General features: G+C 46.2%; 13 protein-coding genes. 7 read left to right on the top strand and 6 right to left on the bottom strand.

Going from position 1 to position 17,004, the window contains the following annotated elements:
• Positions 1-60 precede the first annotated feature (60 nt).
• The 6 genes from ptsP to JV36_RS0106770 all read left to right on the top strand — a co-directional run bounded on the left by ptsP (position 61) and on the right by JV36_RS0106770 (position 7,104).
• The gene (ptsP, locus tag JV36_RS0106795; protein WP_032095749.1) at positions 61-2,352 is read left to right on the top strand and encodes a phosphoenolpyruvate--protein phosphotransferase; all 2,292 of its coding nucleotides are present in this window, start codon (positions 61-63) and stop codon (positions 2,350-2,352) included.
• 258 nt (positions 2,353-2,610) lie between these two features.
• Positions 2,611-3,417, top strand: a complete 807-nt coding sequence (locus JV36_RS0106790) for a sulfite exporter TauE/SafE family protein (RefSeq protein WP_032095660.1) — start codon at positions 2,611-2,613, stop codon at positions 3,415-3,417.
• 4 nt (positions 3,418-3,421) lie between these two features.
• Positions 3,422-4,234: a prolipoprotein diacylglyceryl transferase gene (lgt, locus tag JV36_RS0106785; RefSeq protein WP_032095661.1), complete on the top strand. Its 813-nt coding sequence runs from the start codon at positions 3,422-3,424 to the stop codon at positions 4,232-4,234.
• 6 nt (positions 4,235-4,240) lie between these two features.
• Entirely contained in the window at positions 4,241-5,074 is an 834-nt protein-coding gene (locus tag JV36_RS0106780) for a thymidylate synthase (protein WP_032095662.1), read from the top strand.
• Positions 5,075-5,083: 9 nt separating this feature from the next.
• The gene (locus tag JV36_RS0106775) at positions 5,084-6,136 is read left to right on the top strand and encodes a response regulator (protein WP_032095663.1); all 1,053 of its coding nucleotides are present in this window, start codon (positions 5,084-5,086) and stop codon (positions 6,134-6,136) included.
• Between the two features lie 2 nt (positions 6,137-6,138).
• The gene (locus JV36_RS0106770) at positions 6,139-7,104 is read left to right on the top strand and encodes a sensor domain-containing diguanylate cyclase (protein WP_052010129.1); all 966 of its coding nucleotides are present in this window, start codon (positions 6,139-6,141) and stop codon (positions 7,102-7,104) included.
• A gap of 155 nt (positions 7,105-7,259) precedes the next feature.
• Here JV36_RS0106770 and JV36_RS0106765 read toward each other — a convergent pair whose 3' ends face one another.
• From JV36_RS0106765 to rapA, 5 genes are all read right to left on the bottom strand, one after another.
• On the bottom strand, positions 7,260-8,609 hold the full coding sequence (locus JV36_RS0106765) for an AmpG family muropeptide MFS transporter (RefSeq protein ID WP_032139768.1): 1,350 nt from the start codon (positions 8,607-8,609) through the stop codon (positions 7,260-7,262).
• Positions 8,610-8,833: 224 nt separating this feature from the next.
• Complete coding sequence (locus tag JV36_RS0106760) at positions 8,834-9,157, bottom strand: hypothetical protein (protein ID WP_032095666.1); 324 nt, start codon at positions 9,155-9,157, stop codon at positions 8,834-8,836.
• Positions 9,158-9,299: 142 nt separating this feature from the next.
• On the bottom strand, positions 9,300-10,223 hold the full coding sequence (locus JV36_RS0106755; RefSeq protein ID WP_032095667.1) for a DUF3530 family protein: 924 nt from the start codon (positions 10,221-10,223) through the stop codon (positions 9,300-9,302).
• Positions 10,224-10,412: 189 nt separating this feature from the next.
• Complete coding sequence (locus JV36_RS0106750; protein ID WP_032095668.1) at positions 10,413-11,144, bottom strand: pseudouridine synthase; 732 nt, start codon at positions 11,142-11,144, stop codon at positions 10,413-10,415.
• Entirely contained in the window at positions 11,144-13,969 is a 2,826-nt protein-coding gene (rapA, locus tag JV36_RS0106745) for an RNA polymerase-associated protein RapA (protein WP_032095669.1), read from the bottom strand. The genes JV36_RS0106750 and rapA overlap by 1 nt, the downstream gene beginning before the upstream one ends.
• Positions 13,970-14,398: 429 nt before the next feature.
• Here rapA and JV36_RS0106740 point away from each other — a divergent pair, with 429 nt between their 5' ends.
• Complete coding sequence (locus JV36_RS0106740) at positions 14,399-15,796, top strand: PhoH family protein (RefSeq protein WP_032095670.1); 1,398 nt, start codon at positions 14,399-14,401, stop codon at positions 15,794-15,796.
• Between the two features lie 108 nt (positions 15,797-15,904).
• Here the strand turns inward: JV36_RS0106740 and JV36_RS0106735 are convergent, their stop codons facing one another.
• Positions 15,905-16,906 (bottom strand): hypothetical protein, encoded by a 1,002-nt coding sequence (locus tag JV36_RS0106735; protein ID WP_152561525.1) that lies wholly within the window; start codon positions 16,904-16,906, stop codon positions 15,905-15,907.
• Positions 16,907-17,004: the final 98 nt, after the last annotated feature.

Below are 17,004 nucleotides of genomic sequence, written 5' to 3'. Positions count from 1 at the left end.
ACGAAGGCGTGGGTAAACAAACAGGAGTAACCGGTGAATACCCCTAGTAACTCAGGTGCAATGCTAACCACGCTTAAGCGTATCGTGCAGGAAATGAATCAAATTCCTGCACTTGATACCGCGTTGTTTCGACTTGCATCCAGGGTGAAGCAGACATTAAATGTCGACTCCTGTTCTATCTATCTCGCCGACAACGAAGCGAAAGTTTTCGTTCTCAAAGCCACTGATGGTTTACATCCAGACGCGGTTGAAAATGTTCGCATTGGTTTTACCGAAGGCCTAATTGGCCTAGTGGGGCAGCGCGAAGAACCCCTTAACATCGCTAATGCGCAGCACCACCCTCGCTTTAAGCACTATCCTGAAGTTAAAGAAGACAACTACAACGCGTTTCTCGGCACACCAATTACCAATCAGCGACGAGTGCTTGGCGTTATTACGCTCCAGCAAACCGACCTGCGACGCTTCAGCGAAGACGAAGAAGCATTCCTAGTTACGCTAGCGGCCCAGCTTGCTCTTGAAATCACAAATGCAGATATTCGAGGCGCACTCACTTTATCCCATACTGCGGGGAATATTGCTCAGCAAAAGAATGTTCGCGGTATAGCAGGCTCGCCCGGGCTTGCTATCGGCACAGGCTTTTCGCCTGACAAATCAATAAACTTAAAAAACTGGGTAGTAAAGCAAACTCGCTCGCCGGCCGAGCAAATAGCCCTGTATCGAAAAGGTGTTGAGGTAACCCGTGGACATGTCGATACGCTTTCTCAGCGTTTAGATGATGGGCTACCTGAAGACGTAAAATCAATATTCCAGCTTTATCACCATCTTTTAGATGCCAACAGTCTTGGCCGCGAAGTAGAAGAAAAAATACGCCAAGGGTGGGATGCCGCCTCTTCACTGAAAATGGTGGTAGAAGATTATGCTGCTCGCTTTCGCGCGATGGAAGACCCGTACATGCAGGAGCGGGCCATTGATATTATTGATTTGTCAGACCGAATTCTGGTTAACATTCTTCAAGAGCAAAACGGTCATAAAATAACGGAAAAAGCCATTGCGGGGCCGTGCATTTTAGTGGCAGACGAAGTGTCAGCTACCATGTTAGCCGAGTGCCCTCGAGATAAATTACAGGGCATTATTTCTGTTCGCGGCTCGAATAATTCCCATGCCGCTATTTTAGCCAGAGCCATGGGCGTCCCGGCGGTAATGGGGTGTCAGAGCGTATCGCCAGCGCTGCTTGAAGATAAAGAAATCTTGCTCGATGGCTACTCTGGTGAAGTCATTATTTCGCCAGCACGCGAGGTAAAAGCTGACTTTATACAGCTGATTGAAGAAGAGTCAGCAATCACAGAAAAAATTGAGGCTGAAGCCGATAAACCGTGTGAAAGTATCGATGGCTGTAGAATGTCTTTGTATATTAATGCGGGGTTATCTGCAGAGGTTGAACTTGATGCCGGGCAAATAGGTGCGGGCGTAGGGCTTTATCGTACTGAAATTCCTTTTATGCTTCGCGAGCGTTTTCCGTCAGAACAAGAGCAAGTTACCTTATACCGACAAATACTCGAAGCCGCGCCTGAGCTACCCATTACCATGCGTACTCTCGATGTGGGCGGCGATAAGCCGTTGCCTTACTTTCCAATTAACGAAGAAAACCCGTTTCTGGGTTGGAGGGGCATTCGCCTTACTCTTGATCACCCAGAGATTTTCTTAGTTCAAATACGTGCCATGCTGCGAGCCAATATTGGGCTTAATAACTTGCAAATTATGCTGCCCATGATCTCAACGGTATCGGAAGTTGTTGAAGCAAAGCGGTTAATCAACCAAGCGTTTCTAGAGGTATCTGACGAAGCCTCAGGCACTGACAACGTGATCAGTCGGCCTAAATTGGGCATTATGCTAGAGGTGCCGTCGGTACTTTATCAGTTGCCGCAGCTAGCTAAGTACGTCGACTTTTTCTCAGTGGGAAGTAACGATCTTACCCAATACCTGTTGGCCGTTGATAGAAATAACACACGGGTAGCAAGCCTGTATAATAGCTATCATCCATCGGTGCTTGGTGCGCTTTACGACATAGTGCAAAAAGCCAATGCCAGTCAAACGCCGGTCACTATTTGTGGAGAAATTGCCGGTGAGCCAGCAGGTGCTTTATTGCTGATGGGAATGGGGTACCGCCGTTTAAGTATGAACGGGTTTAATTTACGTAAAATCAATTGGCTGTTGCGAAAAGTAACGCTATCAGAGTGTAAGCAGCTGCTTTCTCTCGCGTTAACGTCGTCCTCGCAGCAAGAGGTATTCACGCACATTAATGAATACCTAGAAACAAAAGAATTGGCTGGGCTCATTCGCGCGGGCGCCTAGCAGGCCTTTAAGCTTTTGAAACCTGTGCCTTTTGAAACCTGTGCCTTATGAAACCTAAAGCTAAGATGCTTGTCACTAGCACGCCTACAGCGAGTGTTTCGACAGCTATGTCTTGTGATTGTCAGCTACTTAGGTAGAGCAGCACTGCAACTGTAAAATCATTTTCCATGAAGTCACATAATTGGGCTTTGGCTTACCTGCTCAAGGAGGGGGCAATTATGCTACCCTCATCAACGTTAAAAAAGTGAAGGACACTGAATGGAACCCGTCGTTATCATCATAATTTGCTGCGTACTATTAGGGGCAATAGTGGGCTTGCTAGCGGGTATGTTGGGCATTGGTGGCGGCTTAATCATTGTACCTGTGTTGTCTTACTTATTGGTGCATACACTTGGAATGACGACAGAGACAGTGATGCCGGTGGCAATTGCCACATCACTCTCCACCATTATATTTACCAGCATGTCATCTGCATTTGCACACTACCGGCTGGGCAATATCCAAAAAAACATCGTGTTGTTCACCGGCATTGGTATTGCCGTTGGGGCCATATTGGGCGCGCAGATAGCCAGCCGTATATCGGGTGAGCTGCTAAAAGACATCTTTGCGGTGCTTGTCATACTGATTGCGGCGCAAATGATCTTCGGCAAACAGAAGACGTCTGATAACACCGCTACTCGTTTTTCTCTTGCCGCGGTGGGCAGTGGGACCGGTTTGATAAGCGCCTTGATGGGTATTGGGGGCGGCGCTTTACTCGTGCCTGCATTGGTGTGGTTTAGGGTAAACGTGCGTTCAGCCATTGGCTGTGCGGCGTTATGCGGGCTGGTTATTGCCTTGTTTGGTACTGCAAGCTTTGTCATTACCGGATGGGATGCGCCCGATGTACCTCAATACAGCTTAGGTTACGTATATTTGCCCGCAATGGCTGGAATTGTAACAACGTCGATGATTACCGCGAACATCGGTGCTAAACTCGGCCAAAAAGTGAATGTTCGCGTATTGAAAGCCATGCTAGCCTGCCTGCTAGTGCTGGTAAGTATTAGAATGATTTTAGGAATTGAATAATAAAATGGAACAGAGCAGTTATCTGGTTTTCCCCAGTATCGACCCCATTATTTTTAGCTTGGGACCACTAAGCGTACGCTGGTATGGCTTAATGTATCTCGTTGGATTTATCGCCGCGTTTTTACTGGCACAAAAGCGTTTATCGCAAACGCCTTGGAATAGAGATCAGCTAAGCGACTTGCTGTTTTGGAGCTTTGTCGGCGTTATTCTTGGTGGGCGTATTGGCTACGTATTCTTCTATCAGTTTAATCTGTTCCTAGACGACCCTCTCTATCTATTTAAAATTTGGGCAGGTGGAATGTCATTCCATGGCGGTCTCATCGGTGTATTAGCTGCTCTTGCGTGGCAGGCCAAGCGTATGAAGGCCACGTTCTTGGAACTTGGCGATTTTGTAGCGCCACTTGTTCCTATTGGTCTTGGCGCCGGACGCATTGGAAATTTCCTTAATGCCGAATTATGGGGAAGAACCACTGATGTGCCGTGGGCTGTTATTTTCCCCAGCGCTGGCAATGTGCCTCGTCACCCTTCTCAGCTTTATGAATTTGCCCTTGAAGGGGTACTGCTGTTTATTATTTTATGGCTTTTCTCAGCGAAAAAACGACCGGTTGGCGCCGTCAGCGGACTGTTTTTATTAGGCTATGGCAGTTTCCGTTTTATTGTGGAGTTTTTCAGAGAGCCCGATGCACACATTGGTCTATATCAAATGGGGCTGAGCCAAGGCCAACTTCTCTGTTTACCTATGATTGCTTTAGGATTAGGATTGATTGTACGTGCTTATATGGGCACCAAAAATAAAGATAAAACTAAGAAGATATAAGAAACGATGAAAGAATATCTCGCTCTCATGCGCCATGTACGCGATACAGGTGTGAAAAAGGAAGACCGCACAGGCACGGGAACGCTCAGCGTTTTTGGTTATCAAATGCGTTTTAATTTACAAGAGGGCTTTCCTCTTGTAACGACCAAAAAGTGTCATTTAAAGTCTATTATTCACGAATTGTTGTGGTTCCTTAAAGGCGAAACCAATATTGCCTACCTCAAAGAACACGGCGTTCGCATATGGGATGAGTGGGCAACGGATGAGGGCGAGCTTGGACCGGTATACGGCAAGCAATGGCGAAGCTGGGATTGTGGTGATGGCACATCTATCGACCAAATTGCCGATGTGGTCGAACAAATTAAACATAACCCCGACTCAAGACGTCTTATTGTAAGTGGTTGGAACCCAGCCGCTCTGCCTGATACGCAGTATTCGCCAAAAGAAAATGCCGAAATGGGCAAACAGGCGCTTCCGCCTTGTCACACTATGTTTCAGTTTTATGTACTTGATGGCAAGCTAAGCTGTCAGCTGTATCAGCGCAGTGGCGATATCTTTCTTGGCGTGCCGTTTAACATTGCAAGCTATGCGTTGTTAACGATGATGATTGCACAAGTGTGTGACCTAGAGCCTGGTGATTTCATTCATACATTAGGCGATGCGCACCTTTATTCAAACCACCTAGAGCAGGTGGAATTGCAGTTAAGTCGCGAACCGTTTGAACGGCCTACTATGGCAATCAATCCAGACGTTAAGGATATTTTTGGATTCAAATACGAAGACTTTGAACTTAAAAACTATCAATCTCATCCGCACATAAAAGCCCCCGTCGCTATCTGAGGAGATACAATGAGTACTCCCATATTGATTTGCGACGACTCCGGTTTCGCAAGGCGTCAGATGGCCCGCAGTATTCCCGACAGTTGGGATGTAGAGGTGTCGTTTGCCGAACATGGACAAGATGCCTTAACCCAAATTCGAGAGGGAAAAGGCGATGTGCTTTTTTTAGATTTGAATATGCCGGTGATGGACGGTTACGAGACGATGGAGATCATTCGCAAAGAAGATCTACCTTGTTTGGTCATTGTGGTGTCAGGGGATGTTCAAGAAAAAGCACGAGAGCGAATGTTGGCTTTGGGCGCTATCGATTTTATCCGTAAGCCCATTGATAACGCTAAGCTTATGCACATTCTTACCTCCTACGGTATTTATAGCGGCGACAGCCTTGCCACAGGTCGCGCAAGCCAAAATAATACCGAGAAAGCAAGTGCGACAGCGAAAAGCGAAGCGGTAGTTACTGAAGAAGAGAAATTAGACGCCTATCGCGAGATGGTGAACGTTGCCATGGGACGAGCAGGTGAAGACCTTGCTAAGCTGCTTGGTGAATTTATTGATTTACCTATTCCCAATGTTAACTTAATAGAGAGCAACGAACTCTCTATGGCCGTTGCAGATATTAACCGAAGCGATCGCGTTTCTGCTGTGTCCAAAGGGTTTGTTAGCGAGGGAATAAGTGGTGAAGCCTTGGTGATATTTAACGACACGAAGTCGCAGAATATCGTTGAATTACTGAAGTACGCTCCCTCTGCATCATCTGAAAACCTAGAGCTTGAGGCACTCATGGATGTGTCAAATATTCTTATTGGTGCCTGTTTAAACGGTTTGTCAGAACAGTTGGCAGTGGCATTTAGTCACACTCATCCCGTGTTGCTAGGACAGCACCAAGGCCTCTCTACGCTTTTAAGTGACAATGTGCATCAATGGGGCAAAGTCATGGCCGTTGAAATTGGCTATGCCATAAAAGCCAAGGATATTTCTTTTGATTTATTATTGCTGTTTCCCGGTGATGCAATGAATCAAATTTATGCGCGATTAATGAACACCGACAGGGAGCGTCAATAGCGATGCATAGCAGTGTGACTCTTTCTTCCACGCCTAATGTTGTTGATGAACTACTAGACTCTATCGAAGTGGGTATTGTTATTCTCAACAAGCAATTCGAAGTTGAAGTGTGGAATAAATTTATGGCAAACCACAGCGGCAAACGAGAATCGTCGCTGTTGGGCACCTCATTATTTGAACACTTTCCTGAAATAGATAAGCAGTGGCTAACGGCAAAAGTAGATCCGGTCTTCAGTCTTAAAAGCCCCGTATTTATTATTTGGGAACAGCGCCCGTATTTATTTAAGTTCGGTTGTAGCAGGCCAGTAACAAGTGCGGCGTCGCACATGTATCAAAACGTCACTATGTTTCCCCTTGTTGGCGATAACGGCAGTGTAGAAAAGTTCTGTATTTTGGTTTACGACGTGACAGAGCAAGCTCTTGGTAAACGAGGCATGGCAAAGCTCAATGAAGAGCTTAAAATTACAAGTCGGGTAGATGGTTTAACCGGGTTGTACAATAGACGTTATTGGCAAGAGCGGTTTGAAGAGCTTTATAAGCTCTCAAAACGCAGAAACAAACCCAGTACCGCAATGATGTTAGATATCGACCATTTCAAACGGGTCAACGATACCTATGGTCACCAAGCGGGTGATAAGGTTATTAAGATGCTGGCCGCGCTTATCAAGCGTTGCGTAAGGGAAACTGACCTGGCAGGGCGTTACGGCGGCGAAGAATTTGCCATTATACTTACCGATTCCACTTTAGAAAGTGCTACTCATGTTGCCGAGAGAATACGAGCCCTAGCCGAGCGTCTTGAAGTGGAGCACGATGGGCAAACCATTACATTCACCGTGAGCTTAGGCCTTGCACAATTTGAGCAGAATGTGAAAAGTCCTATGGTATGGCTAGAGCAGGCCGACCAAGCACTTTATCGCGCGAAAGAAAGCGGACGTAACCAGTATTGCGTTCACGCAGTTGAGTCTTAGCTAGAGTCGCAGCCAGAGGCCTAGCCAGAACTCTAGCTGAAAATGCAGCGTAGGCCTGACTCTGCATAACGTGTGCGGTATCGGTTATATCGACAATGTTCGTATCTATTGTGTCAGTATCTGTCGTGCTAGCATTCGCCTTGTTAGTAGAAGCTTTACGTTTTCGGCGCTAGCGGATTCTGCACGTTTTTAATGTGCTCGCGAATGCTGTAGAGGAACACTAGGCTTGGTATTACCATCACCGCAGTGAGTATGAAGAAAAGACTCCAATTTCCATTCAAACTATCCACAACAATTCCGCTACTAGAGGCGACAAATGTCCTTCCTGCCACACTTAAAGATGCCATTAGCGCATATTGTGTGGCGCTAAAGGCGCGGTTACACAGTAGCGATATGAACGCAACCATGGCTACCGTGCTCCAAGCGCCTGTAAAACCGTCTACAACCACGGTAAAGGCCAGTAAAGAAGTAGAAGGCCCTGTTTGTGCTATTACTGCAAATAAAAGGTTAGACGCCGCCATAGCGATGCCCGCTACCATTAAGCCGCGATAAATGCCATAGCGTATGTTTACAATTCCCCCCAACAGCGAAAATACAATAGTTACCCACCAATTCAGCAGCTTTGAGTAGGTAGCAATATCACTGTTGGTAAAGCCAATTTCTTTATAAAAGACAATGCTCATGCGCCCGAGAAATGCTTCGCCTATTTTAAATAGAAAAATAAACAACAAGAAGGAAAGCGCAAGCTTCACTCCGTTTCGCGCAAAAAACTCAGAAAATGGGCTTACTAACGTGCTCTTTAACCAGCGTGAAATCTTGTCTTTAGTGCTGGCGTTAGCATTAGCATCGCCAGTGCCAGTGCCCTCAGAATCTATGCGGTCAAACAGCGCACTTCTGTCGATATCCGGCTCTTTGGCAAGTAACGTGGCTATAGTAAGTAGGGCCATTAATACGCCCAGCAATAGATAGATATTCGCCCAGCTCCAATCGGTAAGGTCGGCGAGAAAGAAAGGAATAGCACCTAAGCCCCCATAGCCTGTCCACCAACCTGCGGTTGCTACCGAAGACGCAGCTGACATCCCGTCTTTATCGTTTTCAGCAATACAGTCTATGCGAAAACCATCAATGGCTATGTCTTGCGTAGCAGAGAAAATAGCGGTGAGTAAACCGACTAATGCAATATAGAAAAGGTGAGACGTTGTGGTTAGTTGAGACATCGCAAGGCAGCACAAGACGATGCCTATTTGCATGGAAAAAATCCATCCCTTGCGCTGACCTAATCTCGGTGGCTTTACTTTATCCACCAACGGAGACCAAAGAAAATTGATTGAATAGGTGGCGAAGATAATGCCAAACAAGCCGATTGCTGAGCGTGATAACCCGTCATCTTTCAACCAGGCAGACAGCACTGAGCCAATCATTATCCAAGGAAAGCCACTGGCTATCCCGAAACAGAAAATACTCAAAAAGCGTTTGTCTTTATATGTTTTTATCGCGCTTAACAAAATACTGCCTAGTGATGCTCCAAGGCTTGGTATTGAGCCATGTAATCAATGAAATGGCAACATATGAGTGGTGTTTGCAGGTGCCTTATTTCGACATGGATTTTTTAAAAATGTGCATGTGCTTATGGAAGAGAAGATGTTGAGCAGTACGGTCGAAATAGTTTTGTGATTGATGTGTGCAGGCTTTTTACAGAACTAAAAGAATTACAGGAGGGAAGGCCTTGCTAGGGCCTTATGCCTACACAGTCTATGGGACACGTGCCTGCGTCCTCGAGAAATTTGACACAGGTGCGTAACTCATCAACTAAAATAGTGTCGTCTTTTAGTTTTTCTTCGTTCCAATAGTGAATTTGGTGCAGCACATGCCAGAATACTCGTTCTTTTTGCGTGTAAGGCTGCGTAAGTGTGCAATTGACCTGACCCCATTCTTCCATGCAGTCCCAAAAAAAGAGTTCGATCTCTTCAACCGGTAAGCCTTCATTCCAAAAAGCATTTAGGTAAAAACACAGTTGTTTTGACTTGGTATCAACAAAATCTTTGACAGTCATAATGCCCCAACCGTTTTTTTACTACTCAGCGTATTATAGTCCATTACATTACTACTGCTCTAGGTTAGGAGTTATTTTTTACGATGTTATCGATATGTAACTGATATGCGGATTTTTTTAGACTAATAGTAGATTCTGAAAATTACCAGCCCAAATAACGAGTCCATCCAATGGTGTTATTTGCAACTAGTTGTATATACGGGGTTTTCTGATTTTGGTTTAGACTAAAGACTGAATTTGAGGAGGGGAGTAGCACCTGTCGGTAATGCAGTTTTAAACTGGTTTTGGCGCGATTTCGGCGCATCACAACCGTACTATTTTCCCAATCGCTCAATCCGTCTATAGAAAGGTCGAGTACGGGAAACGAAGAATTAGCCACTAAGTCGCTAATACTTTTATTCACATCGGCCTCTGGCCAATAGGGGGAAATCGTGACTAAGCTATCTGGCTCAAATGCCAAATTATTGCTGGTGGCGTCCAAAAATGTAGCAGCCAGCATACCTTGCGCAACCACTAGCCGATAGCCTTGCACGTTTTGCAAACGGTTGTTTAAGGCAATAAGCTGCTCAGTTAACTTGTCTGATGTTTGTTCAAAATCAAAGTATTGAGTGAGGTTTGTACTTCGCGGATGAATAACGCTATTACCTTGTCCGCTACTGCCCGGCGCTTGTTCCTCTGCCGATGGATCTGCTGCCGCCTGAGTATCAGCCCCTTGCCCAGAAGTGTAGGCTGATTCTATGCCAGATTCTGTTGGCATCATATTGAGGTTAAAAGGGCTTATAACAACGCGCCATCCTTTCGCTGAGAGATAACCCGCAAGCTCCTTGCTTTGAGAGAGTGAAAAGCTGGAGAGAAAAGGCTCAACCAGTATAACGGCAACCCCTTGTGATAACGGGGTTTGAGGTTCAACTTCGATAATAGGTACTACGCGTTCGCCCACCAAAAGCTCTTGAACTTCGCCCAGCGCAAACCCGTGACTGATATCGGTAAAGTAATCGCCAAAGGCCGCTTTAGGCGAAAAGCCCAGTGCAAGCAGGCACAGTATGGAGGCAATACATTTACGCATGTTTCAAAAAACCTTTCGGCTCACAATAGTAGTTAGATAGCAATGTATCGGCAAAATCATAAAAATCTAAATACCAAAGCGTATTTTAACCAGCAAGTTTATCGTCTCGTTTACTCAGTAAGCCTCTTTTGGATACGTTATCTATCTACAAAGCCTACTTCCTAAAAAGCTTCTTACCTGACAAGCCTTCTACCCGAAAAGCTTTACCGATGAAAACGTGGTTAATGGCGTTGGCTTGTAGTCACTAAATGGAATAGTGCTTTGAAAGTTGAGCCAGTTGTTCGATTTTGGGTGTTTTAAACTCAAGCTTTCGGCGTGCAGCTGCAGGCGGGTGGCCATGGCTAATGCGGCGTCGTGAGCATACAGCCTATCACCTAAAATGGGGTGGCCGAGTGAGAGCATGTGCACGCGTAGCTGATGAGAACGCCCGGTAATGGGGCGTAGCGCAACCAGAGAGTAAGGCCTGTTTTCGCTATCATATGCACGGGTTATCACATCAAAGTGTGTTACCGATGGCTTTCCCCGTTCGTGGTCAACCATTTGCTTTGGTCGGTTGGGGTAATCGACGATAAGCGGTAAATCTATCTCTCCGCTGTCGGCGTCAACATGGCCGTATACCCTGGCGAAATAGCGCTTTTTCGTTTCTCTAAGCTCGAACTGCTTGCTGATGGCGCGATGACTAAATTTAGTCAGCGCCATCACCATAATGCCAGATGTCGCCATATCTAACCTGTGTACCACAGTAGCGGTAGGCAACACTTTGTTAACGCGGGTAATAAGCGCATCTTTATGTGCTTCTATTCTGCCAGGTACACTCAACAACCCGCTTGGCTTAAGGGCAACCACCATAAAGTCATCTCGGTACAGGAAGTTGAGATACGGCGTATAAGGCGGGTTGTAAACAAACGGTGGATTGGCCATTAGGGATTATTCACTATGATACGAATGGCATCAAACTGCACATCGGCACCTTGAATAACTTTGTCTAGCGCACTCATTTGCTGCTCAATAAACACAATCTCACTGTCGCGTACGGCAGGGTTGCGCTTCTGTAAGTCTTTTAATCGCTGTATTTCACTGTTAAGCGTGGTGTGCATAGTGTTAAGCGTGTCGTGTAGCTTTTGGTTCGCGGCCTGGTGTGCAAGCTTGCGCGTATTTTCTATCGCAATGCTAAGGGGCTGCTGTAATGCTTTTAGCAATTGTGACGATATTTTTCGCCCTACTTTTCGTTTTACATCGAAGCTTAAATCCACAGGGTTACCTTGGGCGTCAAGGCATATGCGTACTGGCGTTTGCGGTAGAAAACGGCCTAGCTGAAGGGCTTTCGGTGCTTGAGCATGAAGCACAAATAATGCTTCTATCCAATAAGCACCCTTAGGTAAATCTGGGTCGGCAATAAAGCCCATGCTGCTTTTACCGTGTACATCAGTAAGGACAACGTCAATTGCGGTGTGAACAAGAGGGTGGTCCCAACTTAAAAACTGCACATTTTCTAACGTCGTCGCTACGCGGCGCTTGTAGGTTACCGTCATTCCCTCAGGATCTAGCCCAGGTAGCTGACTCACCATTTGCTCTGTTGGCATAAGAATAAAGCAGTCGTTGCCTTTCTCATCCTGCTGAACACCAATGGCATCAAAAACACGGCCCATAAAGCGGGATAGGTCTTGTTCACTATCAAGGGTAATAATGTCCTCTAATAGCGCTTCAACCCGGCCTTCACCCGAGGCATTAAGCTCAAGCAAACGGTCTCTACCTGCTTCTAGCTGAGCAACTAGCTGACTGTTCAGTTTAACACTTAAGTTAATCAGTTCGTCTCTTGCCGTCATATCGCTGGGGTTCAAGCACGCACTCATCAACAATGGCTTAACGTCTTCAAAAACGCCAGACCCCGTGGGACAGGTCTTTTCAAAGGCGTTCAAGCCTTCGTGATACCAGTCGAGCAATACATGCTGTGCGCTTTTGGCAAGATAGGGAACGTGAATGTTCACAGTTTGCGTTTGACCTATTCGGTCTAAGCGACCAATACGCTGCTCTAATAAATCAGGAGTAATAGGTAAATCAAACAGCACTAAGTGGTGGGCAAACTGGAAGTTACGCCCTTCACTGCCTATTTCACTACACAGCAAAATTTGTGCGCCATCTTCTTCATCAGCAAAATAATGAGCGGCTTTGTCGCGCTCAACAATACTCATGCCCTCGTGAAACACACTGTGTCTAATGCCCGTTTGCGTGCGGATAACTTCACCGAGTTCTTGCGCCGTGCGGGCGCTGGCGCAAATAAGCAATATTTTCTCTGGTTTAACGTCTTGCATGAAATCGACCAGCCAGCTAACGCGGGGGTCTAGTTTAGTCCAACTGTTTACCACGCTTGGCACACGTTCAGGATAAAGCGCGTTGAGCAAGTCGTCGCTGTTCACGGCCGCTTCATACTCTTGTGGCATGGCAAGCTCGTAGGCAGACAGTTTGCGCTCGGGGAAGCCTTCAATATTGGCGCGACGGTTTCTAAACAGCATACGGCCTGTACCGTGGCAGTCTATGAGTTGGTGTAAAAGTTCGTGTCTATTTTTAGAGCTGGTGAGGTCGCCAGCGTGTTCCATAACGTCAGGTGCAAAGTTGCAAAGGGTAGCGCGCTGTTTTTCGTTCGGTTCTGCGTCTGACAATAATGGAGCAACCGCATCGGCAAGCTGACTGTATTGCGATTCTTCGGTTAGAAACTCTTCGTAACTGTGAAAGCGTGCCGGGTCGAGTAAACGCAGGCGAGCAAAGTGACTTTCGTGACCTAACTGATCGGGGGTTGCCGTTAGGAGTAACACCCCAGGCGTGTTTTGGGCAAGCCCCTCAACACAGAGGTATTCTTGCGACGGCGCTTCTTGCGACCAAGACAGGTGATGTGCTTCATCCACTACCATTAAATCCCAATCTGCGGCCTGAACCTGCTGCTGTCGTTTTTCACTGCTGCTTAAGAAATCGATGCTGCACAGAACTAGCTGCTCACTGTCAAACGGGTTTATATCTTCTTCGTCCAGCGCTTCGCAGCGGCTCTCATCGAAAATAGCAAAAGGCAGGTTAACGCGACGCAGCATTTCTACCAACCACTGATGCATGAGTGAATCTGGAACTAAAATGAGAATGCGAGACGCTCGGCCAGTCTTTATCTGTTGGTGAATGATTAGCGCTGCTTCAATGGTTTTTCCCAAACCAACTTCATCGGCAAGAAGTACCCGCGGTGCGTGGCGGCCACCTACTTCAGAAGCAATGTGCAATTGGTGGGGAATAAGTGAAATTCGTGCCCCGGCAACGCCAATCGTATTAGAGCGCTGATACTCGTAATGATAGCGCAACGCGCTTTCTCGCAAATCAAACCATTTAGGGTGGTCGAGCTGTTGGCTAAACAAACGCTTTTCAGGTTGGTTCAAGCGAATGTGATGGTCTAGCATTGTTTCAGGTAGTCTTGCCTGCGCCTTCGTATCTTCCCGTAGACCGTGATAGATGAACACCCCTTGGCTTTCTTCTGATTCAGTCACCGTCATTTCCCAGCCGTCTTGGCTTTTTACGGTGTCGCCAATTTCAAAGGTGAGTCGCGTTAGCGGCGCTTCTGTTTTTGTATAGATACGCGCTTCGCCAGTGGCAGGATACAGCACCTCAACTGAACGGAAATCAATGCCAACAATGGCGCCTAATCCCAATTCGGTTTCTGTATTGCTTAACCAACGCTGACCAATAGAAAATTGACTGTCTGAACTCATAAATCACTCACCTTTTTGCGGGGGCGGTATTGTACGCATTGCATGCTAATAAGTCATTAATACTAGCTTATTTGGCACACTTTTCTGTTTATTCAGCAAGAATGGCACTTGTTAATGAGCAGCAACGCTTTCAATTTACTATGCGTTGCGAGGGCAGAGATTCTCCGAGAAAGTGTGGGGTGCTTGGTCGCACTCTTTGAAAAAATAAAACGATAAAAACAGTGCGAAATCTGTATTTCTGGATTATGGTGGAATTAGCGTTTAGGAAATCGTTATCAAACGCTTGAAGCAGTGGGTTATTGCTGCTTCTCAGTCGACGCGAGTAGGGGAGATGTCCTGTTTCGAGCGGCATCCCTGTAGTTGCCCAGCTGTAGCTCGCTAGCCATTACCAATTGACGGCTAGCTTGGCTTTATTTTACGGAGTAAAGGATGCCAAGAAGAAACTCTACCGAAACGAAAATATACGTCCTCGATACCAACATTTTGCTCCACGAACCCCACGCTTTTCTTTCCTTTAAAGAACACGATGTTGTTATTCCTATGACGGTTCTTGAAGAACTCGATTACATCAAAGACAGTAAAAAAGACGTTGCACGGGACGCACGTGTCTCCATTCGTTCAATGGAAGACTTGCTGCATGAGGCCACGCCTGAAGAAATGCTTGTGGGTGTTTCAATGGAGGGGCTAGGAGCGGGCGATACCGCACCTACTGGAAAGCTATCGATATTTGCCGATTTGAATATGGCTGAAGCGCAGCAGGTTTTCACGAGCAACGAAAACGACAATCGCATTATTAACGTTGCCCTTCATATTCAAAAGGCTTACGCACCGCAAAAAGTGGTGTTAGTGACAAAAGATTTGAATATGCGCTTAAAGGCGAAAGGGGCCGGTTTAGCGCATGTTGAAGACTATCGCACCGATCAACTTATTACTGATATTAAGTACTTGTCTCGAGGCTTTCACGCCTTTGAAGGTAATTTTTGGGATAACGTAAAAAGTGTGGATAGCCGAACCGAGGGGCGGGACACCATTCACACCGTGCCAAAGTCGATACTGCCAGAAGCTTATATTAATGAATTCCTTCTTGATGACAGTAAAGAGTTTGCTGGCCTTGTAGAAGAGATCTCTGATGATCATTTAGAGGTACTCGACCTTGGTTACGAACGCTTGATGAGCCGTAATGCATGGGGCATAACGCCGAAGAATATAGGTCAGGGTATGGCGCTGCATGCCTTGCTAGACCCTCATATTGATATGTGTATTCTCACCGGGCCTGCGGGCAGTGGTAAAACCCTTTTAGCCCTGGCTGCCGCCCTTGAAATGGTGGTTGAGCGCAACATGTATGACAAGATTATTGTCACTCGCAGTACCCCTGAAATTGCCGAATCGATTGGGTTTTTACCGGGAACGGAAGAAGAGAAAATGCTGCCTTGGCTAGCCGCTATTACCGATTCATTAGAAGTGCTGCACAAGCATGATGAAAATACGAAAGGCTCTATGAATTACATTATGGAGAAGGCGAATATTCAGTATAAATCGGTGAACTTTATGCGTGGTCGCAGTATTCAAAACGCCATCGTTATTCTAGATGAATCGCAAAACTTAACGGCATCGCAGCTTAAAACCATTATTACCCGTTGTGGTGAGGGTACAAAACTGATTGTAGGTGGCAACCTTGCGCAAATAGACAGTAACTACCTTAGCGCTGTGACGTCAGGCTTAACTTATTTAGTCGAAAAATTTAAAGACTTCTCAGGTAGCGCCACCATTAACCTTGATGGTGTGGTACGAAGCCGCCTTGCAAGCTTTGCGGAAGAGAACTTGTAGTATTATACCAGTCTGCTTACATTGCCAGGCTTCTTAGAGACAAGCGTGCCCGTCACCTTGTCTAAACCTTTACTTATAGCTAAAGAGCGCACCGGAAATACCGATGCGCTATTCCACTAATTCTATTTGAAATCGGCCGGTATCAATAAACTGTTTAGTGCTGTCAGACACTTCACCAAAAGGGATCTGCGCGGGTCCTGTGGGGTCGTAAAGCACATATTCTTTTCCCTCAAACTCAATGGTTTCGTCATCAGCCATGGGAGTCAGTGCCACGCCAAGAAGAGCATGTTCAGGCAAAAGCACCATGATCATTTTCGTTGTGGGTAAAAATGCTCTTACCATAGACGATGCCAGCACAGCTTTGCTGTCGCAATCGCCTTGGTTTTGCATCAATAAACCGATGGGGGGCGCAAAGCCTGAACCATTACTGGCCACTCTGTCGTCCATGGCGTTATAAGGAATACTTTGGATCCAACTGAGCAGAAGCGCAAAGTAGTCTCGTGAATTAGATTGCGGTGCTAGCTTTTCATAAAACGCTTGAGATACGGGCACCATTGGCTTCACCGATTCGTTGATATAGCGCAAATGGTCGGGTTTAACCGCCCTTTGATTAAACATGGTAGTGAAGCGAGTAAAGTAGTGAGCGGCAAGGTAGTCATCAAACGCCGTTTGCTGCACGGTTTTTAAGTTATCGAGTACCTCAGCAGCTTTTTCTGGGTTTGATGATTTGACTTCAATGTTGATGGCATCTTGCTGGCGCTTAAGGTTAACGCGGGCCTCTTTAGGGTTTAATTTTTGGGTTTCTTTTAGAAGCGCCACCATTACGTAGCGCTGGGCTATTTTGGGCTTATAATTTGGTTGCAGCGTGGGGTTTTGTTTAATCGTTTCTCGAGGAAGTGCAAAGCTAATTGAGTGAATAGTTTGCTGTCTGTCTGTCCATGTGTAGTCAAAACGCACGCTGTCTTGTTTATTTGTGATGCTAAAATCAAGTTGCTCGGCGTTGGCTTTCACACTGACGGTAACCGAAGCAACAAACAGCAAGAGCAGCTTTAGCGTGACTAACACGCGGGGGTAAACAGACACAGATAAAAAGCCATATAAATTTGTCATTGCTCCGCCATAACCGACACATTCAAGAAACAGAGTATTACTCTCGTTTACTGAGTATGTCGTTCATGCCAGAAAATACAAGCCTATTTAAATGAGCA

The organism is Alteromonas sp. LOR (assembly GCF_000753865.1).
In the GTDB taxonomy this organism is placed as follows: Bacteria; Pseudomonadota; Gammaproteobacteria; order Enterobacterales; family Alteromonadaceae; genus Alteromonas.
Note: the sequence above shows the minus strand (reverse complement) of the source record. Positions and strands in the feature narration are given on the sequence as shown.

Excerpts from the sequence above, each read along its gene's own strand:
- ptsP (WP_032095749.1), top strand. The coding sequence starts at position 61 with ATGCTAACCACGCTTAAGCGTATCGTGCAGGAAATGAATCAAATTCCT.
- JV36_RS0106790 (WP_032095660.1), top strand. The coding sequence starts at position 2,611 with ATGGAACCCGTCGTTATCATCATAATTTGCTGCGTACTATTAGGGGCA.
- lgt (WP_032095661.1), top strand. The coding sequence starts at position 3,422 with ATGGAACAGAGCAGTTATCTGGTTTTCCCCAGTATCGACCCCATTATT.
- JV36_RS0106780 (WP_032095662.1), top strand. The coding sequence starts at position 4,241 with ATGAAAGAATATCTCGCTCTCATGCGCCATGTACGCGATACAGGTGTG.
- JV36_RS0106775 (WP_032095663.1), top strand. The coding sequence starts at position 5,084 with ATGAGTACTCCCATATTGATTTGCGACGACTCCGGTTTCGCAAGGCGT.
- JV36_RS0106770 (WP_052010129.1), top strand. The coding sequence starts at position 6,139 with ATGCATAGCAGTGTGACTCTTTCTTCCACGCCTAATGTTGTTGATGAA.
- JV36_RS0106760 (WP_032095666.1), bottom strand. The coding sequence starts at position 9,157 with ATGACTGTCAAAGATTTTGTTGATACCAAGTCAAAACAACTGTGTTTT.
- JV36_RS0106755 (WP_032095667.1), bottom strand. The coding sequence starts at position 10,223 with ATGCGTAAATGTATTGCCTCCATACTGTGCCTGCTTGCACTGGGCTTT.
- JV36_RS0106750 (WP_032095668.1), bottom strand. The coding sequence starts at position 11,144 with ATGGCCAATCCACCGTTTGTTTACAACCCGCCTTATACGCCGTATCTC.
- rapA (WP_032095669.1), bottom strand. The coding sequence starts at position 13,969 with ATGAGTTCAGACAGTCAATTTTCTATTGGTCAGCGTTGGTTAAGCAAT.
- JV36_RS0106740 (WP_032095670.1), top strand. The coding sequence starts at position 14,399 with ATGCCAAGAAGAAACTCTACCGAAACGAAAATATACGTCCTCGATACC.
- JV36_RS0106735 (WP_152561525.1), bottom strand. The coding sequence starts at position 16,906 with ATGACAAATTTATATGGCTTTTTATCTGTGTCTGTTTACCCCCGCGTG.